We start from the raw sequence: 22,072 nt of genomic DNA, 5'->3' as shown, positions 1-22,072 counted from the left end.
AGTGAAACAGTTTACAATAATACCATATTGACACAGGAGGAAATTTTTTGGCGAAAACGAAATCAACGTTTGAATGCATGGCCTGCGGGTATCAATCTCCTAAATGGATGGGCAAATGCCCGAACTGCGGTGCCTGGAACCAGATGGAAGAAGTCATAGAACATAAAGCCAAAGGACCAAAAACCGCAATCACTGAATCATCTTCCAGTGAACGCGTCGAAAAACTTAAAAACATCACTAAAGAGAGCACGCCGCGCTCTACAACATATATTCGTGAATTTGACCGCGTGCTCGGCGGCGGCATTGTGCCGGGCTCGCTTATTTTAATCGGCGGGGACCCGGGTATCGGGAAATCAACGTTACTGCTGCAAGTATGTGCCCTCCTATCAAAGGATAACGCCGTGCTTTATATTTCCGGTGAGGAATCGGTCAGACAGACAAAACTGCGCGCTGACCGGCTGAAAGAAGACGCCGGTGAACTGAGCGTCTATGCAGAAACGAACCTCCAGATCATCCACGAAACAGTGAAGAAGACAAATCCGAAATTTCTTGTCATCGACTCCATTCAGACGATTTTCCACCCCGAAGTGACGTCAGCACCCGGTTCTGTATCACAGGTGAGAGAATGTACGCAGGAATTAATGCGCATGGCGAAGAACATGAATATCGCAACGTTCATCGTCGGTCACGTGACGAAAGAAGGCCAGATTGCCGGGCCGCGGCTGCTGGAGCATATGGTGGATACTGTACTCTATTTTGAAGGCGATACACATCACAGCTACCGTATACTGCGGGCAGTGAAGAACCGTTTCGGCTCCACGAATGAAATGGGTATTTTTGAAATGCGGAATACGGGGCTGAGCGAAGTACTGAATCCGTCAGAGATGTTTCTTGAAGAACGGACAAAAAACGTCGCAGGTTCCACGATTGTCGCGACGATGGAAGGAACGCGGCCGCTGCTTGTTGAAGTGCAGGCGCTGGTCACACCGACGACATTCCACAATCCGCGGCGTATGGCCACAGGGATTGACCATAACCGGTTGAGCTTACTGATGGCAGTGCTTGAGAAGAAGCAGGGCTTACTGCTGCAGCAGCAGGATGCTTATATTAAAGTTGCAGGCGGGGTCAAACTGGATGAACCGGCAGTTGATTTGAGCGTCATTATTAGTATCGCTTCAAGTTTCAATGATAAACCGACGCGTGGTGATGACTGTTTCATTGGTGAGGTCGGCCTGACAGGAGAAGTAAGGCGTGTCGCCCGCATCGAGCAGCGCGTACAGGAAGCGGCGAAACTTGGTTTCAAGCGTGCTGTCATACCGAAGAATAACATTGGCGGCTGGGACTTCCCGGACGGCATTGAGATTGTTGGTATTACAAATATTTCTGAAGCGTTGAGACTGGCATTTAATTAAGGAGGTGACGTTATGCTCAGAAGACTTGTCTTGTTATTATTTATTATTATCGGTGCTTCTCTCGGAATCTTTTTGATTCCGGAAGTTGTTAAAGTGTTCAGTTTGAATGTCCATCCACTCATCCTGAATAGTTATGTTGATGGCATAATCGGTATTATTGTCTTTTTACTATTGTTTTTCTGGTTGATTGATAAAGTGGTGGCATTAATCGAGGCAGGTGAAGGACTGCTGTTGAAGCGGAATTTCATGGAGATCATATTTGCGACGCTCGGTATGATGATGGGACTGATGATCGCATCGATGATTAGTCTGATCTTCGATACAATCGGCTTCCCGCTGCTGAAAAACACGATTCCAATCGCGCTCGCAGTCATTCTCGGCTACCTCGGATTTCAGGTCGGCCTGAAGAAGCGGGAAGAGATTCAAAGTCTCCTGCCGGAAAGATTTCAAGGCAGCAGACGCAAAGGCACAGATGCTGCAAAACTGCTGGATACGTCAGCGATTATTGACGGCCGTATTTTGAAGATTGTCCAGTGCGGCTTTATCGACGGAACGATTGTCGTGCCGCAAGGTGTGCTTGATGAACTGCAGCTGATTGCAGACTCAACAGATGGCCTGAAACGCGACAAAGGACAACGTGGCCTTGATATTCTGCAGGAACTGAAAGAAACAGGACATCCGGTGAAGTTTCACCCGGGGCATAAAGAGATTAAAGAAGTGGATCAGCTGCTCGTGAAAATGGCGGCAGAATCTAATGCCGGTGTGATTACGACTGATTATAACTTGAATAAAGTGTGCCAGGTTCAAGGCATTAAAGTATTGAACGTCAATGATCTGTCTGAAGCGATCAAACCAGTCGTGCAGCAGGGCGACCGCTTCAAACTGCTGATCACTAAGGCGGGTAAAGAAGAAGGTCAAGGCGTCGGCTATTTAGAAGACGGGACGATGGTTGTCGTGGAGCACGGCAAAAATTTGATTAACCAGGAGAAACTTGTGGAAGTGCAGTCGATACTGCAGACGTCGTCAGGACGCATTATCTTTACGAAGAAAGTGGCAGATAAATAATGTATACAGTGATTATTCCTGCAGCAGGGCAGGGCAGACGCATGGGCTGCGGTCATAATAAAGTGTTCCTTGAAGTGGATGGTATCCCGGTCATCAGACGGACAGTGGAAGTCTTCCAGGCACATACAGCATGCAGTGCGATTTACTTGGCCGCTAAAGAAGATGAAATCGGGCAGCTGACTACTTTGCTGCATGATTTCCCGAAAGTAAGAGGCATCATAGCAGGTGGCAGTGAACGTCAGTACAGCATTTATAATGTATTGAAAGTGATTCCGAAGACCGATATCGTCATGGTTCATGACGGTGCGCGGCCGTTTATTTCACATGAAACATTGGACGCGCTCTATGAGTCAGCGCTGAATAACCGGGCAGCCATCGCTGCAGTACCTGCTAAAGATACTGTTAAAGTCGTAGTCGACGGACAAGTCAGCAGCACGCCTGAACGCAGCACATTATGGCTTACTCAGACACCTCAGGCTTTTACATACGACGTGCTGCTGACTGCTTATCAAAGGGCGGAAGCCGATGGGTTTTTAGGGACGGACGACGCTTCGCTTGTCGAACGGACAGGTGTTATAGTTCATGTCGCTCAAGGCAGCTATGATAATATTAAACTGACGACACCGGAAGATTTATATTTTGCGGCAGCGCTATTGAAGAAAAGAGGGATATAATGTTTAGAATCGGCTTTGGTTATGATGTCCACCAGCTGGCTGCTGACAGGAAATTAATCATCGGCGGACTTGAGATTCCGCATGCCAAGGGACTGCTCGGTCATAGTGACGCTGATGTCTTACTGCATGCAATTACAGATGCGATGCTCGGTGCAGCAGCACTCGGTGATATCGGCAAGCTGTTTCCGGATACAGATGCGGCATTCAAAGATGCGGATTCCAAAATTCTGCTGAAGGAATCGTTCAATGAAGTGAAAGCTAAAGGTTATATGATCGGCAACATTGATGCGACGATTGTAGCAGAACGTCCGAAGTTCAGACCGCATATTGATACGATGCGCGGTATTATCAGCGAACTGCTGGAAGTAACGATTGATCAAGTGAATATCAAGGCGACGACTTCTGAGAAGATGGGCTTTTTAGGAAGAGAAGAGGGAATTGCCGCACAAGCTGTGGTATTATTAACAAATAATAATTAAATTGGAGTGACAGACATGGATAAAGTAAGAGTGAGATATGCACCTTCACCTACAGGTTTCCTTCATATCGGTAATGCGCGTACAGCATTATTCAACTATTTATTTGCGAAACATCACGGCGGTGATTTCATTGTCCGCATTGAAGATACGGATACAGCACGTAACGTTGAAGGCGGCGAGGAGTCACAGCTGCGCTACTTGAAATGGCTCGGCCTTGAGTGGGATGAATCCGTTGATAAAGACGGTGGTTATGGACCATACCGTCAGTCTGAACGCAGCGCTATCTACAATCCAATTGTCGAGCAGCTGCTTGCTGAAGACAAAGCTTATAAATGCTATATGACGGCTGAAGAGCTTGAAGCAGAGCGCGAATCGCAGATCAGCCGCGGCGAGATGCCGAGATACGGCGGACAGCATGCGCACTTGACTGCAGAACAGGAAGCGGCGTTTGTCGCTGAAGGACGTCAGCCGAGCATTCGTTTCCGTGTGCCGCAGGATAAAGTGTACACATTCAATGATATGGTCAAAGGCGACGTGTCGTTTGAGTCAAACGGTATCGGTGACTGGGTCATCGTGAAAAAAGACGGCATTCCGACGTATAATTTCGCGGTAGCGGTGGACGACCACTTTATGGCGATTACACACGTCATCCGCGGTGATGATCATATTTCCAACACGCCGAAACAGATGATGATCTATGAAGCACTGGGCTATGACATCCCGGTATTCGGTCACATGACACTGATTGTCAACGAAGACCGCAAAAAGTTATCAAAACGTGACGGCTCAATCATTCAGTTCATCGAGCAGTACCATGACCTCGGCTATCTGCCGGAAGCACTGTTCAACTTTATCGGCCTGCTCGGCTGGTCTCCGGTCGGCGAAGAGGAAATCTTCTCGAAAGAGCAGTTCATCGAGATGTTCGATGAACACCGTCTGAGCAAATCACCGGCCTTCTTCGATAAAGTGAAGCTTGCATGGATCAACAATCAGTACATGAAAGAGCAGGACCTGGATACAGTGTTTGAGATGACGCTGCCTCATATGACAAAAGCAGGGCTTGTACCTGAGAATCCAACGCCTGCTGAACTTGAATGGGCGAAAGAACTTGTCCAGCTGTACCAGCAGCAGATGAGCTATGCCGGTGAAATCGTGGAACTGTCTGAACTATTCTTCAAAGAAGAACTGACGTTGAACGAAGAAGCGACTGCAGTCGTAAACAGTGAACAAGTGCCTGAGCTGATGCGTGCTTTGACAGCGAAGCTTGAAGCGCTGGAAACATTTGATGCAGCAGCGATTAAAGCCGCGATCAAAGCGGTGCAGAAAGAGACGGGCATTAAAGGCAAAAACTTGTTTATGCCGATCCGCGTTGCCGTATCAGGCCAGACACACGGTCCTGAACTGCCGAACACGATTGAGCTGCTCGGCCGTGAGAAAGTGCTTGCACGAATCGCGCCTTACTGTGCTTAAGTGCTTGATATTTCATTAAAACGCCTTATAATAGAACTTAATCAGGAAGACAGAGTAAATAGTGTCAGACTAGTAGAGAGCATCCGGCTGGTGAAAGGGTGTGCTGACATGATTGAATGCACCTTCCGTTGTTTAATTTCATAATTTTAATGAGTGAATGATAGTAATCATTAATGAAGAGTGGAACCGTGTTTATTCAGTTAGGCACCTCTGGCGTAAGTCGGAGGTGTCTTTTAATTTGATGGAAAGAGAGGATACTGATGTTCACACGTATTAAAGATGACATTGCGATGGTATTCGAACAGGACCCCGCAGCACGCAGCCCGATTGAAGTATTCCTGACGTATTCCGGACTGCATGCTGTATGGTGGCATCTTGTCGCCCACTGGTTTTTTAACAGACGCTTGTTTTTTGCGGCGAGAGTCATCAGTCAAGTGTCCCGTTTCTTCACGGGTATTGAAATCCATCCGGGGGCGTCAGTCGGCAGACGGCTGTTCATCGACCACGGTATGGGCGTCGTCATCGGTGAGACTTGCACAATCGGTGACAATGTGACGATATACCAGGGCGTGACGCTCGGGGGAACGGGTAAAGAACGCGGGAAGCGCCATCCTGATATCGGTGATAACGTACTGATTGCGGCCGGTGCTAAAGTGCTCGGCAATATACGAATCGGCAACAATGTCAATATCGGCTCGAATTCAGTCGTGCTGAAAAACGTGCCGGACTGTACAACAGTTGTTGGTATTCCCGGCAGAATCGTCAGACAGTGCGGTATGAAAGTCGGCAAAAGCTTTGAGCATACAGATTTACCGGATCCGATTTTTGAGAAACTAAAAGAACTGGAACGCCAGATAGAAGCGACGAGAAATGGAGAGATTACAGATGATTACGTTATATAACACACTGACACGCAGCAAAGAACTGTTTGTGCCGATTGAAGAAGGTAAAGTGAAGATGTACGTCTGCGGGCCGACGGTCTACAACTATATTCATATCGGTAACGCACGCCCTGCGATCAGTTTTGACGTCGTACGCCGGTACTTTGAGTATCAAGGTTATGACGTCAACTACGTCTCCAACTTCACTGATGTGGACGATAAACTCATCCGCGCAGCCAATGAACTCGGCGAAACAGTGCCGGAAGTCGCTGACCGTTTTATCGAAGCTTACTTCGAGGACACGGAGGCGCTGAACTGCCGGCGCGCGACAGCCAATCCACGAGTCATGGAGCATATGGATGACATCATTGACTTCATCCAAGTGCTGATTGACAAAGGATATGCTTATGCCAACCAGGGCGACGTCTATTTCAGAACGCGTAAGTTCGACGGCTACGGCAAGCTCAGCCAGCAGTCCATCGATGAACTGAAAGTCGGCGCGCGTATTCAGCAGGGCGAACTGAAAGAAGATGCGCTTGACTTTGCGCTGTGGAAAGCAGCAAAACCTGATGAGATTAAATGGAACAGCCCATGGGGGGAAGGACGTCCGGGCTGGCACATCGAATGTTCAGTCATGGCGCGCAAACATTTAGGAGACACAATCGACATTCATGCAGGCGGCAGCGACTTGACGTTCCCGCACCATGAGAATGAGATTGCTCAGTCGGAAGCCCATAACGATAAGTCGTTCGCTCATTACTGGCTGCATAACGGTTTCATCAATATCGACAATGAGAAGATGAGTAAATCACTCGGCAACTTCATATTAGTGCATGACATCATTAAGGAGATCAATCCGAACGTCCTCAGATTCTTCATGATCAGCGTCCATTACCGCAATCCGATCAACTACAATTTGGAGCTGGTCAATGCGGCGAAGGCAGGCCTTGAAAGAATACAGAATGCTTATCAGGCACTTATTGAACGACAAGCCATTGCGGTCGATGTCGTCTCTCACCACGAAGTGATTGACGCCATCAATGCGATACTGTCGAAGTTCGAAGAAGCGATGGATGACGACTTCAATACAGCGAATGCGGTGACTAGCTGGTATGAGCTTGCGAAACTTGCGAATGTCTATAACGCGAATACATCGACTGACCTGTCCGTCATTGAACGCTTTCTTGAAGTGTTCGGTATTATGAGCGATGTGCTCGGGGTGGACTTGGAAGCAGACAATGGTCTGCTGGATGATGAAGTAGAGGCACTGATCGCAGAGCGCCAGCAAGCTCGTGCGGACAAAGACTTCAAACGCGCTGACGAAATCCGCGACCTGCTGAAGGCACAGAACATCATCCTTGAAGATACAGCGCAAGGAGTGCGTTTCCGCCGTGGTTAACGCTGCTCATCTCCATAATCCGCTGACGCTCGCCTATTTAGGAGACGCTATTCTCGACCTCCATGTCAGAGAACATGTCATACTAAAATTGCAGGCGAAACCTAATACGCTGCACCGCGCTGCAACGTTCTATGTATCCGCTAAAAGCCAGGCACAGACGTTCGATGCACTCGTTGACGCACAGTATTTCACTGAGCAGGAATTGGATGTATTAATGCGCGGACGCAATGCGAAGAGCCATACGAAAGCAAAAAATACGGATGTCGTCACTTATAAGAAGAGTACGGGGCTTGAAGCGGTCATCGGCTACTTGCAGCTGGCAGGAGAAGAGGGGCGGCTGAAAGAACTGCTCGACCAAATAGTGGCGCTATGTGAAGAGAGGGAACTGAAATGAACGAAGATATTATCGTCGGCAGACATGCGGTGAAAAGTGCTGCGGCGTCTGACCGCGAGATCAACAAAGTGTTTATTCAGGAAGGCATCAACAAGCAGCAGATCAAACCCATTCTCGACCTGCTGAAAGAACGGAAAATCATGGTGCAGCAAGTGCCGAAAAGCAAGCTGGACCAGATGAGCGATGTGCCGCATCAAGGTATCGCTGCACAGATTTCACCGTATGACTACACCGAGCTTGAAGATTTCATCGAAGCGGTAAAGGATAAGACGGCGACTGTCATGATTCTGGATGGCCTTGAAGACCCGCATAACTTAGGGTCGATCATCCGGACGGCAGATGCGATCGGGGTGGACGGTATCATTATTCCGAAGCGCCGCTCGGTCACATTGAACGCTACAGTTGTCAAAGCATCAACTGGCGCGATTGAACATGTGCCGGTCATGCGCGTGACAAACCTCGCTCAGACGATGGACCGGCTGAAAGAAGCAGGCTTCTGGATCTGCGGCACGGATGCACAGCAATCAGTGGATTACCGGAAGATGGACGCTGACATGCCGCTTGCGATTGTCATCGGTTCTGAAGGCGAAGGGATGAGCAGACTCGTCAAAGAGAAGTGCGACTTTCTTGTTCATCTGCCGATGGTCGGTCATGTCAACAGCCTGAACGCCTCTGTTGCGGCCGGACTGCTGATGTATGAAGTTTATAGAAAGCGTCATGCCATTGACTGATGAAGGCATTCTATACGATAGTGGATGGTTACAATGTCATCGGCCAGAGTGCACGGCTGAAAGCCATGGCACTTGAATCGCTCGAAGAAGCGCGGAAAACGCTGCTGCTTGACCTTGTCAACTATGATGCCAGACAGCAGGGCGAACTGATCTGTGTGTTTGATGCGTATGACGTGAAGCGGACGGAATCAACAGAAGTATTCCACGGCGTCCAAGTTATCTACTCCAAAGAGAAGGAAACAGCGGATTCAGTCATCGAACGTCTCGTCTATGATCTGTATGACAAACACATCACCCGTATTACAGTCGTGACAAGTGATTTGTCTGAACAGCATGCGATTTTCGGGACGGGTGCACTGCGCGTATCATCGCGTGAGTTTCTCGCAGAACTTGAAGAAGAGAAGGCGCTGCTCGCAAAAGACATGGAAGAAATGGACGCGTTTAAGCCGCGGACGAGAATAGCCATCGATGACGAGACAAAATTGCGGCTTGAGCGGCTGAGGCGTGGACTCGACAAGTAAATTTATTATCTTATGAGCAGACCTTGTCAATATTTGTCATCATATTGTAAACTTAAGTGAATACATTTAAGGAGTGTTAACTTTTGTTCAAAGTGCTGACATTCATTCTTTTTGAGACTGAAGAACGCTATGAGACGAAGTCGGATGAACAGTTAATTACTGAGCTTAAAGCAGGGGACGAGCAGGCATTTGAACTGCTTGTTGTCCGCATGCGGATGCTCATACTTACTTACTTGAGCCGTCACCGCGCTATAGATAATGATGATTTATATCAAGAGGCGCTGATTCTGCTGTATCACACTGCCATTGACTACGACCGGGCGAAGTGTGATACATTTAAACCCTATTACTTGCGGCTGCTGCAATATCGGATTATTGACTGGATCAGAAAAGAGCAGAACCGCCTGAAGATTCCGCTCATTAGTCTTGATGCACCGCTGTCCGGGGATAAAGAACGGACATTGACAGAAGAACTGGGCGACTATACGCAGGCATCGCCCGAATCCGTCAGCATTTATAATGAGCTGTCAGCACAGCTTGATCCAGTGACGCTCGGGCTGAGCCCGCTGGAATACCGCATGGCAAAACACTTGATAGCGGGGCGCACGCTGGAAGAGATTTCAGCGTGCGAAGACCGGGACGAACGCATCATCAGAAACGCTTATCACCGGCTGAAACAGAAGGTGCTCGGTCACTTGATGCGTTGACAAGTGAAACTTTACTTTGTATATTAAATAAGATTAAGGTGAACCTCATTGAAAAAAGTGGCATTAAATTGTTCGGTTTGCGGCAGTCGTAACTACACGGTGGCAAAAAAAGATTCAACAACGCGCATGGTGCTCAAGAAATACTGTAAAACATGCGATGCACATACGATTCATAAGGAATCTCTATAGGAGGCTTTAACATGCAGAAAGAAAACTTCTTCCAGGGCGTCGTCTCCGAAATGAAGAAGACGTCATGGCCGACAGGCAAAGAAGTAGTGCGCGATACGACAATCGTTGTCTTGACGGTACTGTTCTTTATTTTATTTTTCTTTGCAGTGGACCTTGGTATTACAGAACTAATCAAGCTAATTAATTAAGGAGGCACATTATGTCTGAAGAAAGTACAAAACATTGGTATGCAGTCCATACCTACTCCGGATATGAAAACAAAGTCAAGGATAATCTGGAGAAGCGTCTGGAATCAATGAACATGCAGGACCAAATCTTCCGCGTTGTGATTCCTGAAGAAGAAGAAACAACGATTAAAGATGGCAAGAAAAAAACATCACTGAAAAAAACATTCCCGGGCTATGTGCTTGTTGAACTCGTGATGACAGATGAATCATGGTATGTTGTCCGTAACACACCAGGCGTCACAGGATTTGTCGGCTCTGCAGGCGCAGGCTCAAAACCTAACCCATTATTACCTGAAGAAGCACGTTTCATCTTGAAATCAATGGGGATGTCCGAGAAAACAATCGACGTTGAACTGGAGATCGGTGAACAAGTGCGCGTGACTTCCGGACCGTTTACGAACCAAGTCGGTGAAATCAAGGAAATGGACGCTGAGAAGTACAAATTGACAGTACTGGTTGATATGTTCGGCCGGGAGACACCGGTAGAAGTAGAATTCGACCAGATCGAAAAGTTATAACGCACATCAAAAAATAACAGTAAAAATACACTTGCAATCGGCGCTAAAAAATGCTATTATTTTAGGGTCGTGCTATTAGCATGCGTGTTTGAGTGGGAGGGTAAATCTCATACCCTGTGACCACATCACGATATTATAGGAGGTGCACATCGTGGCTAAAAAAGTAATCAAAGTAGTTAAATTGCAAATCCCTGCAGGTAAAGCGAATCCAGCTCCACCAGTTGGTCCAGCATTAGGTCAAGCAGGTGTCAACATCATGGGATTCTGTAAAGAATTTAACGCACGTACTCAAGAACAAGCAGGTTTAATCATTCCAGTTGAGATTTCAGTATTTGAAGACCGTTCATTTACATTTATCACTAAAACGCCACCTGCAGCAGTATTACTGAAAAAAGCAGCAAACGTTGAAAAAGGTTCAGGCGAACCTAACAAAAACAAAGTTGCTACAGTGACTGAAGATCAAGTACGTCAAATTGCTCAAGAAAAAATGGAAGACTTGAACGCAGCAAGCGTTGAAGCAGCAATGCGTATTATCGCAGGAACAGCTCGCAGCATGGGATTTGAAATCAAATAATAAAAGTTTTTTGAAAGCAGACGTCGCGACGTCTGCTCTTGCATTGTTCTGCAGTGCAAACGTGGGAGGAAATTCCGCTAAAACCACTATAAGGAGGAAAATAAACAATGGCTAAAAAAGGTAAAAAGTATCAAGAAGCCGCTCAAAAAGTTGATCGTCAATCTTTCTACTCAGTAGAAGAAGCAATCAAACTTGCGAAAGAAACAAGCACAGTTAACTTCGATGCATCTGTTGAAGTTGCGTTCCGTCTAGGAATCGATACACGTAAAAATGATCAGCAGATCCGTGGTGCAGTTGTACTGCCTAACGGTACTGGTAAAACACAACGTGTATTAGTATTCGCTAAAGGCGAAAAATTAAAAGAAGCTGAAGCAGCAGGTGCTGACTACGCTGGTGACACAGAATACATCAACAAAATCAACCAAGGCTGGTTCGATTTCGATGTCATCGTTGCAACACCTGACATGATGGGTGAAGTTGGTAAACTTGGACGTGTCTTAGGACCTAAAGGTTTAATGCCGAACCCTAAAACTGGTACTGTAACAATGGACGTTACTAAAGCAGTGCAGGAAATCAAAGCAGGTAAAGTAGAATACCGTGCTGAGAAATCTGGTATCGTACATGCAGCAATCGGTAAAGTATCATTTGACGACGCTAAATTAGTGGAAAACTTCAACACGCTTAAAGACGTGTTAGCTAAAGCTAAACCAGCATCATCTAAAGGAACTTACTTCAAAACAGTCGCGGTTTCAACAACTATGGGCCCTGGTATTAAAGTGGACCCAAGCGAAATCCGTAACTAATTTATATTGACAGATTACAAACTACACGTTATAGTGTAGTTTGTGTTCATAACCTAAGACAGCAGGGGCGACAGCTTAATCATCCTGCCGAGGTGAAAATTGACTTGATAACGTTCAAGCACTTTTTGCCATAGGTGAAAAGTGCTTTTTTAATTCATATTAGAAAAGCACGAAAATCTAAATGGAGGTGTCATAATGTCTAAAGCAGTTGAACTTAAACAACAACAAACTGAAGTGATCACTGAGCAGTTCAAAAACTCAGTATCTACAATTATTGTTGACTACCGTGGTTTAACAGTTGCGCAAGTAACTGAACTACGTAAACAACTTCGTGAAGCAGGCATCGAATTCCGCGTATACAAAAATACGATGGTACGTCGTGCTGCTACTGCGGCAGGTATCGAAGGAATTGAAGAATTCCTTACTGGTCCTAACGCAATCGCATTCTCTAACGAGGAAGTTGTTGCACCTGCTAAAATCATTGCTGATTTCGCTAAAACAAATGAGAAATTAGAAATTAAAGCAGGTATCATCGAAGGTAAAGTGACTTCTGAAGCAGAAGTTAAAGCAATCGCTTCACTTCCTTCAAAAGAAGGTCTTATCTCTATGGTTCTTTCAGTATTACAAGCACCAATGAGAAACTTCGCTTATGCGGTTAAAGCAGTCGGCGAACAAAAAGAAACTGGTACAGAAGCAGCAGCACCAGCTGAAGCTCCTGCAGCAGAAGAAGCATCTGAATCAACAGAAGCATAAAATAAACTAATAAAAAAACGGAGGAAATAAAATCATGACTAAAGAACAAATCATCGACGCGATTAAAGAAATGTCAGTATTAGAATTAAACGACTTAGTAAAAGCTATTGAAGAAGAATTTGGTGTAACAGCAGCAGCTCCTGTAGCAGCAGCTGGCGCAGCAGCAGGCGCTGCTGAAGCAGAACAAACTGAATTCAACGTAGAATTAGTATCTGCTGGATCTTCAAAAATCAAAGTTGTTAAAGCTGTTAAAGAAGCAACTGGTCTTGGCTTGAAAGACGCTAAAGACTTAGTAGACAACGCTCCTAAAACTGTTAAAGAAGGCGTTTCTAAAGACGAAGCTGAAGAATTAAAAGCTAAATTAGAAGAAGCTGGCGCAGTAGTAGAAGTTAAATAATTTGTCACTTCCATTAAAAACCCGTTATTATTGATAACGGGTTTTCTTTTTATACTTTATAATTTTCACCTGCACTGGAGGTCAATGATGAGTCATTATTATAGTGAGGAACAGGATGTTGAGTCAAATCCGTCCATGTTCACTTACCGTTATGAATCTTACAGTCTTGAGCTGAAGACGGATAGCGGTGTCTTCTCAAAAGGCGGCATTGATTATGGATCGGACGTTCTGGTCAAAGCGTTTCTTAAGGATGCGGGCAGTTATCCGCGCATTCTTGATGTCGGCTGTGGCTATGGTCCGATCGGGCTGATGGTTGCTAAAGTGCGTCAGGAGAGCCTGGTCGATATGATTGATGTCAATGCCCGTGCGCTTAGCCTGGCAGAAGAAAATAAGAAGAATAACGATATTGATAATACACGTATTTATAAAAGTGATGCGCTCGATTCAGTAGCAGGCACATTTGATGCGATACTGACTAACCCGCCGATCCGTGCAGGGAAAGATGTCGTATCAAAAATTCTGGATCAAAGCTATGAGTTTCTTGATGGAGGCGGCGCGCTATTTGTCGTCATTCAGAAAAAGCAGGGTATGCCGTCTGCAAAGAAACGCCTGCAGCAGCTATTCGGAAATGTAGAAATTGTGACAAAAGACAAAGGCTATTATATTTTAAAGAGTGTAAAAGGTTGACCTTATAAAGGCAGTCTGTTATAGTAATAGAATGTAAAAATTTAAATTCAATAAGTGTGTACTTTTCTAGCTCATATTTGGCAGAACTAAGTCGAAAACAAACGAAAATGGGGTTTATTTAGATTCCGTTTTCTTTTTGTCTTATGTCTGCCGGAGAGTAAGGTAACCACAATTTTTGAGGGGTGAATCTGTTGACAGGTCAACTTATCCAGTATGGACGACACCGCAAACGTAGAAGTTACGCGCGTATCTCCGAAATTTTAGAACTACCAAACTTAATTGAGATTCAAACAAAATCTTATGAATGGTTCCTGAAAGAAGGCCTTCTTGAAATGTTCCGCGACATTTCTCCAATCGAAGACTTCACAGGTAATCTTTCTTTAGAATTCGTCGATTATAAATTGGGTGAACCAAAGTATGATTTAGATGAAGCCAAAAATCATGATGCTACTTACTCTAAGCCACTCCGTGTAAAAGTCCGACTGATCATCAAGGAAACTGGTGAAGTGAAAGAACAGGAAGTCTTCATGGGAGATTTCCCGATTATGACAGACACTGGTACTTTCGTGATTAATGGTGCAGAACGTGTTATCGTTTCTCAATTAGTGCGCTCACCGTCCGTCTACTTCAATGACAAAGTTGATAAGAACGGTAAAGTAAGTTTTGGTGCAACAGTTATCCCTAACCGTGGTGCTTGGCTGGAATATGAAACAGACGCGAAAGACGTTGTATTTGTTCGTATTGACCGTACGCGTAAATTACCGATTACGGTATTGTTACGTGCGCTTGGTTTCTCATCTGATCAGGAAATCGTTGATTTATTAGGTGAGAGTGAATACTTGCGTAATGCATTAGATAAAGACAACACAGATTCAGTAGAAACAGCATTGCTTGAAATATACGAGCGTTTACGCCCAGGCGAGCCACCAACAGTGGACAACGCAAGAAGCCTGTTATATTCTCGTTTCTTCGACCCAAAACGCTATGACTTAGCAAGCGTCGGTCGTTATAAAATGAATAAAAAACTTCATTTAAAACACCGTCTGTTCAATCAGACACTCGCTGAGCCGATTGTTGATGTTGAAACTGGTGAAATCGTTGCTGAGGAAGGCACTGTTCTTGACCGCCGTAACCTTGACAACATTATGGAAGTTCTTGAAAATAACGCAAACCGCAAAGTGTATGATTTGGAGAACGGTTTATTAGATGAGCCTGTAGAAATCCAGTCAGTGAAAGTCTACATCCCTGGTGATGAAGAAAAACGCACAACAACAGTTATCGGTAATGCATTCCCGGATGACGAAGTGAAATGTATTACACCAGCTGACATCGTTGCTTCTATCAGCTACTTCTTCAACTTACTGCATGGTGTCGGTGATACAGATGACATCGACCACTTAGGTAACCGTCGTCTGCGTTCAGTCGGTGAATTATTACAGAACCAGTTCCGGATTGGTCTGTCTCGTATGGAACGTGTTGTACGCGAACGTATGAGTATTCAGGACACTGAATCTATCACGCCGCAGCAGTTAATCAATATCCGTCCAGTGATTGCATCTACTAAAGAATTCTTTGGCAGCTCGCAGTTATCACAATTCATGGACCAGGCGAACCCATTAGCCGAGCTGACACATAAACGCCGTCTGTCTGCATTAGGACCCGGTGGTTTAACGCGTGAGCGTGCCGGCATGGAAGTACGTGACGTTCACTACTCTCACTATGGCCGTATGTGTCCGATCGAAACACCAGAGGGGCCGAACATCGGTTTGATCAACTCATTATCAAGCTATGCACGTGTGAATGAGTTTGGTTTCATCGAGACACCGTACCGTAAAGTCGACCCTGAAACAAATCAAGTAACATCACAGATCGACTACTTAACAGCAGATGAAGAAGATGCTTACGTTGTTGCTCAGGCGAATGCCCGTCTTGATGACAACGGTGCTTTCATTGATGACGAGATTGTCTGCCGTTTCCGTGGTGACAATACAACAATGGCCCGCGAACGTATGGACTACATGGACGTATCACCGAAGCAGGTTGTATCTGCTGCGACGGCTTGTATCCCGTTCTTAGAGAACGATGACTCCAACCGTGCATTGATGGGTGCGAACATGCAGCGTCAAGCAGTGCCGCTGATGATTCCTGAAGCACCATTTGTTGGTACAGGTATGGAACACGTCGCTGCCCGTGACTCAGGTGCCGCTGTCGTTGCGAAATACAAAGGACGCGTGGAACATGTTGAAGCACGTCAAATTAAAGTACGCCGTATCATTGAAGAAAACGGCAAAGAAATTGAAACAGATTTAGATACTTACAAATTATCTAAATTTGCTCGTTCTAACTCAGGTACATGTTACAACCAGCGTCCGATCATCGCTGTAGGTGATGTCGTGACAAAAGGTGAAATCTTAGCTGATGGTCCTTCGATGGAACTTGGTGAGATGGCACTTGGCCGTAACGTTGTTGTCGGCTTCATGACTTGGGATGGTTATAACTACGAGGATGCGGTTATTATGAGTGAACGTCTTGTGAAAGATGACGTCTATACTTCTATCCATATTGAAGAATATGAATCAGAAGCACGTGACACTAAACTCGGACCTGAAGAAATTACACGTGATATCCCGAATGTGTCTGATAACGCACTTAAAAACTTGGACGACCGCGGTATTATTTACGTCGGTGCAGAAGTTAAAGACGGCGATATTTTAGTCGGTAAAGTGACGCCTAAAGGGGTAACGGAACTGACAGCTGAAGAGCGTCTGTTACATGCAATCTTCGGTGAAAAAGCACGTGAAGTCCGCGATACATCACTGCGTGTGCCTCACGGTGCAGGCGGTATCGTTCTTGATGTTAAAGTCTTCAACCGTGAAGACGGCGATGAACTGTCTCCTGGTGTCAATCAGTTAGTACGCGTCTACATCGTCCAGAAACGTAAAATTCACGTCGGCGACAAAATGTGTGGTCGTCACGGTAACAAAGGTGTTATCTCACGTATTTTACCGGAAGAAGATATGCCGTTCATGCCTGACGGTACACCGATTGACATCATGTTAAACCCACTGGGTGTACCATCACGGATGAACATCGGTCAGGTTCTTGAGCTGCACTTAGGTATGGCGGCGAAAAACTTAGGCCTGCACGTTGCTTCTCCAGTATTTGATGGTGCGAGCGATGAAGATGTCTGGTCAACGATTGAAGAAGCGGGTATGGCTCGTGACGGTAAAACTGTCCTTTATGACGGTCGTACTGGTGAACCATTCGATAACCGTGTATCTGTCGGTGTCATGTACATGCTGAAACTTGCGCACATGGTCGATGATAAACTTCACGCACGTTCAACAGGTCCTTACTCATTAGTGACACAGCAGCCGCTTGGTGGTAAAGCCCAGTTCGGTGGACAACGTTTCGGTGAGATGGAAGTATGGGCACTTGAAGCATACGGTGCTGCCTACACATTACAGGAAATTCTGACGTACAAATCAGATGATACGGTCGGCCGTGTGAAAACATACGAAGCAATCGTCAAAGGTGAAAACATTCCTAAACCAGGTGTTCCTGAATCATTCCGCGTATTGATGAAAGAACTGCAAAGTTTAGGGCTGGATGTCAAAGTGATGGACAACAAAGACGAAGAAATCGAAATGCGCGATCTTGAAGATGATGACTTCATCGACAACAAAATCACGCTTGACCGCCAGCAGCAGGCTGAAATCACTGAATAATAACTGTCTGACGAGAAATGAGCATTAGAACAGCTTGAGTATTACTATTTCTGACAACTATTCTTACGACTTGTTAAGCCTTGGACGCTTTCCGCGGACGAAACGCGAGCCTGTAGTCTCGCTTGTTTCGTTTTTCCGCAGGAGTCGCCAAAGCAGACAATTCGTCACTAGAATTTTAGTTTGAATAATAGCAAACTTTGCATCGAGATTGTTACTGGCTGATGCCTAAGCATCAACCAGTAATAATTGGTGATGATATATTTAACAGTTAAGCTTGAAGATTATAAAATCAACTGTTGTCAGATGGTGTTAAATACTCATTCGCTTGATTAATATAAAACTTGAGGAGGTAGGGCTTTGATTGATGTAAATAACTTTCATTACATGAAGATAGGTCTCGCTTCACCTGAAAAAATCCGTTCATGGAGTTTTGGTGAAGTTAAAAAGCCGGAAACAATTAACTACCGTACATTAAAACCTGAAAGAGATGGTTTATTCTGTGAGAAGATTTTCGGTCCGACAAAAGACTGGGAATGTAGCTGTGGTAAATATAAACGTGTCAGATATAAAGGGATGGTCTGTGACCGTTGTGGCGTAGAGGTTACTAAATCTAAAGTACGTCGTGAACGTATGGGTCACATCGAACTTGCAGCACCTGTTTCTCATATTTGGTACTTTAAAGGCATTCCAAGCCGTATGGGCTTATTACTTGATATCTCTCCTCGTTCTCTTGAAGAAGTCATCTACTTCGCATCTTATGTTGTCGTAGACCCAGGTCCGACTGGTCTTGAGAAGAAATCATTGTTATCTGAACGTGAATACCGTGAGTATTACGACAAGTTCCCTGGTCAGTTCACTGCGAAGATGGGAGCAGAAGCAATCAAAGATTTATTGACATCTATCGATCTTGATGCGGAACTCAAAATGCTGCGTGAAGAATTAGAATCAGCAACTGGTCAGCGTTTAACTAGAGCAATCAAACGTCTTGAAGTGGTTGAATCATTCCGTAATTCAGGTAATGATCCATCATGGATGATCTTAGATGTGCTGCCGATTATCCCGCCGGAAATCCGTCCGATGGTTCAATTAGATGGTGGCCGTTTTGCGACAAGTGACTTAAACGACTTATACCGTCGTGTCATCAACCGTAACAACCGCCTGAAACGTCTTCTTGATTTAGGCGCTCCTGGTATCATCGTGCAAAATGAAAAGCGTATGTTACAAGAAGCAGTTGACGCATTGATTGACAATGGTCGTCGCGGCCGTCCGGTCACTGGACCAGGTAACCGTCCACTTAAATCACTGTCACACATGTTAAAAGGTAAGCAAGGTCGTTTCCGTCAGAACTTACTTGGTAAACGTGTCGACTACTCTGGTCGTTCAGTTATCGTCGTAGGTCCTAACCTTAAAATGTATCAATGTGGTCTGCCGAAAGAAATGGCACTTGAATTATTCAAGCCGTTCGTCATGAAAGAACTCGTTGAACGTGAAATCGCAACAAACATCAAAAACGCTAAAGGTAAAATCGAACGTATGGATGCAGAAGTATGGGACGTACTAGAAGACGTTATCCGTGAACATCCTGTTCTGTTAAACCGTGCACCGACACTTCACAGATTAGGTATCCAGGCTTTTGAACCAACACTTGTTGAAGGACGTGCGATCCGTCTTCATCCGCTTGTAACAACTGCTTACAACGCCGATTTTGATGGTGACCAGATGGCCGTTCACGTACCGCTGTCTAAAGAAGCACAGGCTGAAGCGCGTATGCTGATGCTTGCAGCACAGAACATCCTGAACCCGAAAGATGGTAAACCAGTTGTTACACCTTCTCAGGATATGGTACTTGGTAACTACTACTTGACGCTTGAGCGTAAAGGTTCTATCGGAGAAGGTAAGATCTTCAAAGATGCGAGTGAAGTCATTATGGCTTACACTAACGGCTATGTTCACCTGCACTCACGTATTGCAGTAAGAGCAAGTTCATTTAGTAACCCGACATTCACAGAAGAACAAAACAATAAGCTGCTTGTCACAACAGTAGGTAAAGTCATCTTCAATGAAATCATGCCGGAATCATTCCCGTACATCAATGAACCGACATTATCCAACCTTGAAGAGAAAACACCTGAGCAGTACTTCATCAATGCAACTGATTTATCAGAACATGGACTGCTTGAATACTTGGAGTCAACACCACTTGTCAAACCATTCAACAAGAAATTCCTCGGGCAGGTTATCGCTGAAGTATTCAACAAGTTCCACTTCACAGATACATCAACGATGCTGGATAGAATGAAAGACTTAGGTTTCAAATACTCTTCACGTGCAGGTATTACAGTAGGTGTATCTGATATCGTCGTATTACCTGACAAACAGGAAATCATCGGCCTTGCTGAAGAGAAAGTCGATAAAGTGACGAAACAGTTCACACGTGGTCTGATCACTGAAAGTGAACGTTACGCTGCAGTTATCGATATCTGGACGAAAGCGAAAGACGAAATCCAGGCGAAACTGATGAACTCCCTTGATAATCTTAACCCGATCTTCATGATGAGTGACTCAGGTGCCCGTGGTAACGCCTCTAACTTCACGCAGCTTGCGGGTATGCGTGGGCTGATGGCCAACCCGGCCGGCCGGATTATCGAGTTACCGATCAAATCTTCATTCCGTGAAGGTCTGACAGTACTTGAATACTTCATCTCTACTCACGGTGCGCGTAAAGGTCTTGCCGATACAGCACTGAAAACAGCTGACTCAGGTTACTTGACACGTCGTCTTGTTGACGTGGCACAGGATGTTATCGTCCGCGAAGCTGACTGCGGCACAGATAGAGGTTTACCGGTATCTGCTATTAAAGAAGGTTCAGAGTTGATTGAACCGTTCATTGAACGTCTTGAAGGTCGTTACTCCCGCGAGACAGTGCGTCATCCTGAAACAAAAGAAGTATTAGTGAGTGTAAACGAACTGATCACTGCTGAAATCGCTAAAAATATCGTCGATGCAGGCATTGAAGAGATGCATATCCGTTCAGCATTTACTTGTAACACACGTCACGGTGTCTGTGAGAAATGTTACGGTAAAAACCTTGCAACAGGTGAAAAAGTTGAAGTCGGTGAAGCAGTCGGAACAATCGCTGCACAATCTATCGGTGAACCAGGTACACAGCTTACAATGCGTACATTCCATACAGGCGGGGTAGCCGGTGCCGATATTACACAAGGTTTACCGCGTATTCAGGAGTTATTCGAAGCGCGTAATCCAAAAGGTCAGGCGATCATTTCTGAAATCAATGGTGAAGTCATTGAGATCAATATCGTGAAAGACCGCATGCAGGAAATCAAAGTTAAAGGCGAGAATGAAGTACGTCCGTACCTTGCACCTGCAACAGCAAGACTTAAAGTAGAAGTGGGCACAAAAGTCAGCCGTGGTGAAGTCATGACTGAAGGTTCTATCGAGCCGAAAGAACTGCTTGCAGTCGCTGGTCTGAATGCGACACAAAGCTACTTACTGAAAGAAGTACAGAAAGTTTACCGTATGCAGGGGGTAGAAATCTCAGATAAGCACGTTGAGGTCATGGTACGTCAAATGTTACGTAAAGTCCGCATCATCGAAGCAGGCGATACGAACTTGTTACCAGGCGCATTAGTCGATATTCACGTATTTACAGATGCCAACCGCGATGTCTTCAAAAACAGAAAACGCCCTGCAACTGCTAAACCAGTGCTGCTTGGTATTACAAAAGCATCACTTGAAACAGAAAGTTTCTTGTCAGCAGCGTCATTCCAGGAAACAACTCGTGTGTTAACAGATGCAGCAATTAAAGGTAAACGTGATGACTTACTTGGTCTTAAAGAGAATGTTATCATCGGTAAATTAATTCCAGCGGGTACAGGTATGAGACGCTACTCTGGCGTGAAATACGAAAAAGGAACTCCTGAATTTGAACCGGAAGAAGCATTCGTCACAGAATAATAATTAACGGATCCTTAATAGGATCCGTTCTTTTATTAATAGCATGATTTTCTCTTAAAAGCACTGTTGAAATTCCGTTTAAAATGCAGAGATTAATACAAGATATATTGTTGACAGTGAGTATGATAGGTGTTAGAATTATTAAGGTTGATGCAGAAGCGCTTTGGAGGATATGATGTCTAATGAAAAAGTTCATTCTAATCAATATGTAGTGGGTCTTAAGGAAACGCTTAAGGCATTAAAGGAACACCGTGCAGCGTCACTTGTGATTGCTGAAGATGTTCAAGTCCACTTATTAACCGATGTGCTGTTAATGGCACATGAGCAGCAACTTCCAATAACGTATAGTGATTCCAGTAGATCGCTCGGCGGTGAATTTGGAATTCAAGTGAGAGCGACTGTCGCAGCTCATTTGAAAAGTGGTTTGTAAGCCGCTAAACTTACAAAATTTTTATTTATCCAAAAAATGAACCACCTGGATGTGTGGA

General features: G+C 45.2%; 22 protein-coding genes and 1 other annotated feature. All 22 genes read left to right on the top strand.

The genetic code is table 11. The features are described 5' to 3' along the window. Positions 1-47: 47 nt before the first annotated feature. The 22 genes from radA to ERX35_RS07410 all read left to right on the top strand — a co-directional run bounded on the left by radA (position 48) and on the right by ERX35_RS07410 (position 22,014). Positions 48-1,412, top strand: coding sequence for a DNA repair protein RadA (gene radA / locus ERX35_RS07515; protein ID WP_149459308.1), 1,365 nt, complete (start codon positions 48-50; stop codon positions 1,410-1,412). A 12-nt stretch (positions 1,413-1,424) separates the two neighbouring features. Then, positions 1,425-2,477, top strand: a complete 1,053-nt coding sequence (locus ERX35_RS07510) for a PIN/TRAM domain-containing protein (protein ID WP_149459307.1) — start codon at positions 1,425-1,427, stop codon at positions 2,475-2,477. Continuing rightward, entirely contained in the window at positions 2,474-3,151 is a 678-nt protein-coding gene (gene ispD, locus ERX35_RS07505) for a 2-C-methyl-D-erythritol 4-phosphate cytidylyltransferase (protein ID WP_149459306.1), read from the top strand. Before ERX35_RS07510 ends, ispD begins: the two co-directional genes overlap by 4 nt. Further along, positions 3,151-3,630 carry a 2-C-methyl-D-erythritol 2,4-cyclodiphosphate synthase gene (gene ispF / locus ERX35_RS07500; RefSeq protein WP_149459305.1) on the top strand — a complete coding sequence of 160 codons (480 nt, stop codon included), beginning with the start codon at positions 3,151-3,153 and terminating at the stop codon, positions 3,628-3,630. The genes ispD and ispF overlap by 1 nt, the downstream gene beginning before the upstream one ends. 15 nt (positions 3,631-3,645) lie before the next feature. Then, positions 3,646-5,100 carry a glutamate--tRNA ligase gene (gene gltX, locus ERX35_RS07495; RefSeq protein WP_149459304.1) on the top strand — a complete coding sequence of 485 codons (1,455 nt, stop codon included), beginning with the start codon at positions 3,646-3,648 and terminating at the stop codon, positions 5,098-5,100. A 260-nt stretch (positions 5,101-5,360) separates the two neighbouring features. Then, the gene (cysE, locus tag ERX35_RS07490) at positions 5,361-6,002 is read left to right on the top strand and encodes a serine O-acetyltransferase (protein WP_149459303.1); all 642 of its coding nucleotides are present in this window, start codon (positions 5,361-5,363) and stop codon (positions 6,000-6,002) included. Then, positions 5,986-7,380: a cysteine--tRNA ligase gene (cysS, locus tag ERX35_RS07485; protein ID WP_149459302.1), complete on the top strand. Its 1,395-nt coding sequence runs from the start codon at positions 5,986-5,988 to the stop codon at positions 7,378-7,380. The genes cysE and cysS overlap by 17 nt, the downstream gene beginning before the upstream one ends. Then, positions 7,373-7,774 carry a Mini-ribonuclease 3 gene (locus ERX35_RS07480; RefSeq protein ID WP_149459301.1) on the top strand — a complete coding sequence of 134 codons (402 nt, stop codon included), beginning with the start codon at positions 7,373-7,375 and terminating at the stop codon, positions 7,772-7,774. The genes cysS and ERX35_RS07480 overlap by 8 nt, the downstream gene beginning before the upstream one ends. Then, on the top strand, positions 7,771-8,505 hold the full coding sequence (gene rlmB / locus ERX35_RS07475; protein WP_149459300.1) for a 23S rRNA (guanosine(2251)-2'-O)-methyltransferase RlmB: 735 nt from the start codon (positions 7,771-7,773) through the stop codon (positions 8,503-8,505). The genes ERX35_RS07480 and rlmB overlap by 4 nt, the downstream gene beginning before the upstream one ends. Then, a complete protein-coding gene (locus ERX35_RS07470) occupies positions 8,505-9,026 on the top strand; it encodes an NYN domain-containing protein (RefSeq protein WP_149459299.1) in 522 nt (173 codons plus the stop codon). The genes rlmB and ERX35_RS07470 overlap by 1 nt, the downstream gene beginning before the upstream one ends. Positions 9,027-9,118: 92 nt before the next feature. Beyond that, entirely contained in the window at positions 9,119-9,733 is a 615-nt protein-coding gene (locus ERX35_RS07465) for a sigma factor (RefSeq protein WP_246143142.1), read from the top strand. 48 nt (positions 9,734-9,781) lie between these two features. Next, complete coding sequence (rpmG, locus tag ERX35_RS07460) at positions 9,782-9,922, top strand: 50S ribosomal protein L33 (protein WP_149459297.1); 141 nt, start codon at positions 9,782-9,784, stop codon at positions 9,920-9,922. Positions 9,923-9,933: 11 nt separating this feature from the next. Then, positions 9,934-10,110: a preprotein translocase subunit SecE gene (gene secE, locus ERX35_RS07455; protein ID WP_149459296.1), complete on the top strand. Its 177-nt coding sequence runs from the start codon at positions 9,934-9,936 to the stop codon at positions 10,108-10,110. An 11-nt stretch (positions 10,111-10,121) separates the two neighbouring features. Further along, a complete protein-coding gene (nusG, locus tag ERX35_RS07450) occupies positions 10,122-10,667 on the top strand; it encodes a transcription termination/antitermination protein NusG (RefSeq protein WP_149459295.1) in 546 nt (181 codons plus the stop codon). Between the two features lie 151 nt (positions 10,668-10,818). Further along, a complete protein-coding gene (gene rplK, locus ERX35_RS07445) occupies positions 10,819-11,241 on the top strand; it encodes a 50S ribosomal protein L11 (RefSeq protein WP_149459294.1) in 423 nt (140 codons plus the stop codon). A gap of 107 nt (positions 11,242-11,348) precedes the next feature. Continuing rightward, positions 11,349-12,044 (top strand): 50S ribosomal protein L1, encoded by a 696-nt coding sequence (rplA, locus tag ERX35_RS07440; RefSeq protein ID WP_149459293.1) that lies wholly within the window; start codon positions 11,349-11,351, stop codon positions 12,042-12,044. A 34-nt stretch (positions 12,045-12,078) separates the two neighbouring features. Beyond that, positions 12,079-12,204: a sequence feature (ribosomal protein L10 leader region), on the top strand. Between the two features lie 35 nt (positions 12,205-12,239). Further along, positions 12,240-12,797 (top strand): 50S ribosomal protein L10, encoded by a 558-nt coding sequence (gene rplJ, locus ERX35_RS07435; protein WP_149459292.1) that lies wholly within the window; start codon positions 12,240-12,242, stop codon positions 12,795-12,797. 34 nt (positions 12,798-12,831) lie between these two features. After that, positions 12,832-13,194, top strand: coding sequence for a 50S ribosomal protein L7/L12 (gene rplL, locus ERX35_RS07430; RefSeq protein WP_149459291.1), 363 nt, complete (start codon positions 12,832-12,834; stop codon positions 13,192-13,194). Between the two features lie 87 nt (positions 13,195-13,281). After that, the gene (locus tag ERX35_RS07425; protein ID WP_149459290.1) at positions 13,282-13,881 is read left to right on the top strand and encodes a class I SAM-dependent methyltransferase; all 600 of its coding nucleotides are present in this window, start codon (positions 13,282-13,284) and stop codon (positions 13,879-13,881) included. Positions 13,882-14,072: 191 nt separating this feature from the next. Then, positions 14,073-17,609 (top strand): DNA-directed RNA polymerase subunit beta, encoded by a 3,537-nt coding sequence (gene rpoB / locus ERX35_RS07420; protein WP_149459289.1) that lies wholly within the window; start codon positions 14,073-14,075, stop codon positions 17,607-17,609. Positions 17,610-17,966: 357 nt separating this feature from the next. Then, positions 17,967-21,584: a DNA-directed RNA polymerase subunit beta' gene (rpoC, locus tag ERX35_RS07415; RefSeq protein WP_149459288.1), complete on the top strand. Its 3,618-nt coding sequence runs from the start codon at positions 17,967-17,969 to the stop codon at positions 21,582-21,584. 175 nt (positions 21,585-21,759) lie between these two features. After that, positions 21,760-22,014, top strand: coding sequence for a ribosomal L7Ae/L30e/S12e/Gadd45 family protein (locus tag ERX35_RS07410; RefSeq protein ID WP_149459287.1), 255 nt, complete (start codon positions 21,760-21,762; stop codon positions 22,012-22,014). The last annotated feature ends 58 nt before the right edge of the window (positions 22,015-22,072 follow it).

It is taken from the genome of Macrococcus equipercicus, from assembly GCF_004359525.2.
In the GTDB taxonomy this organism is placed as follows: Bacteria; Bacillota; Bacilli; order Staphylococcales; family Staphylococcaceae; genus Macrococcus; species Macrococcus equipercicus.
Note: the sequence above shows the minus strand (reverse complement) of the source record. Positions and strands in the feature narration are given on the sequence as shown.

Coding starts and splice junctions, on each gene's coding strand:
- ERX35_RS07510 (WP_149459307.1), top strand. CDS start 1,425: ATGCTCAGAAGACTTGTCTTGTTATTATTTATTATTATCGGTGCTTCT.
- ispF (WP_149459305.1), top strand. CDS start 3,151: ATGTTTAGAATCGGCTTTGGTTATGATGTCCACCAGCTGGCTGCTGAC.
- gltX (WP_149459304.1), top strand. CDS start 3,646: ATGGATAAAGTAAGAGTGAGATATGCACCTTCACCTACAGGTTTCCTT.
- cysE (WP_149459303.1), top strand. CDS start 5,361: ATGTTCACACGTATTAAAGATGACATTGCGATGGTATTCGAACAGGAC.
- cysS (WP_149459302.1), top strand. CDS start 5,986: ATGATTACGTTATATAACACACTGACACGCAGCAAAGAACTGTTTGTG.
- rlmB (WP_149459300.1), top strand. CDS start 7,771: ATGAACGAAGATATTATCGTCGGCAGACATGCGGTGAAAAGTGCTGCG.
- ERX35_RS07470 (WP_149459299.1), top strand. CDS start 8,505: ATGAAGGCATTCTATACGATAGTGGATGGTTACAATGTCATCGGCCAG.
- secE (WP_149459296.1), top strand. CDS start 9,934: ATGCAGAAAGAAAACTTCTTCCAGGGCGTCGTCTCCGAAATGAAGAAG.
- nusG (WP_149459295.1), top strand. CDS start 10,122: ATGTCTGAAGAAAGTACAAAACATTGGTATGCAGTCCATACCTACTCC.
- rplA (WP_149459293.1), top strand. CDS start 11,349: ATGGCTAAAAAAGGTAAAAAGTATCAAGAAGCCGCTCAAAAAGTTGAT.
- rplJ (WP_149459292.1), top strand. CDS start 12,240: ATGTCTAAAGCAGTTGAACTTAAACAACAACAAACTGAAGTGATCACT.
- rplL (WP_149459291.1), top strand. CDS start 12,832: ATGACTAAAGAACAAATCATCGACGCGATTAAAGAAATGTCAGTATTA.
- ERX35_RS07425 (WP_149459290.1), top strand. CDS start 13,282: ATGAGTCATTATTATAGTGAGGAACAGGATGTTGAGTCAAATCCGTCC.
- ERX35_RS07410 (WP_149459287.1), top strand. CDS start 21,760: ATGTCTAATGAAAAAGTTCATTCTAATCAATATGTAGTGGGTCTTAAG.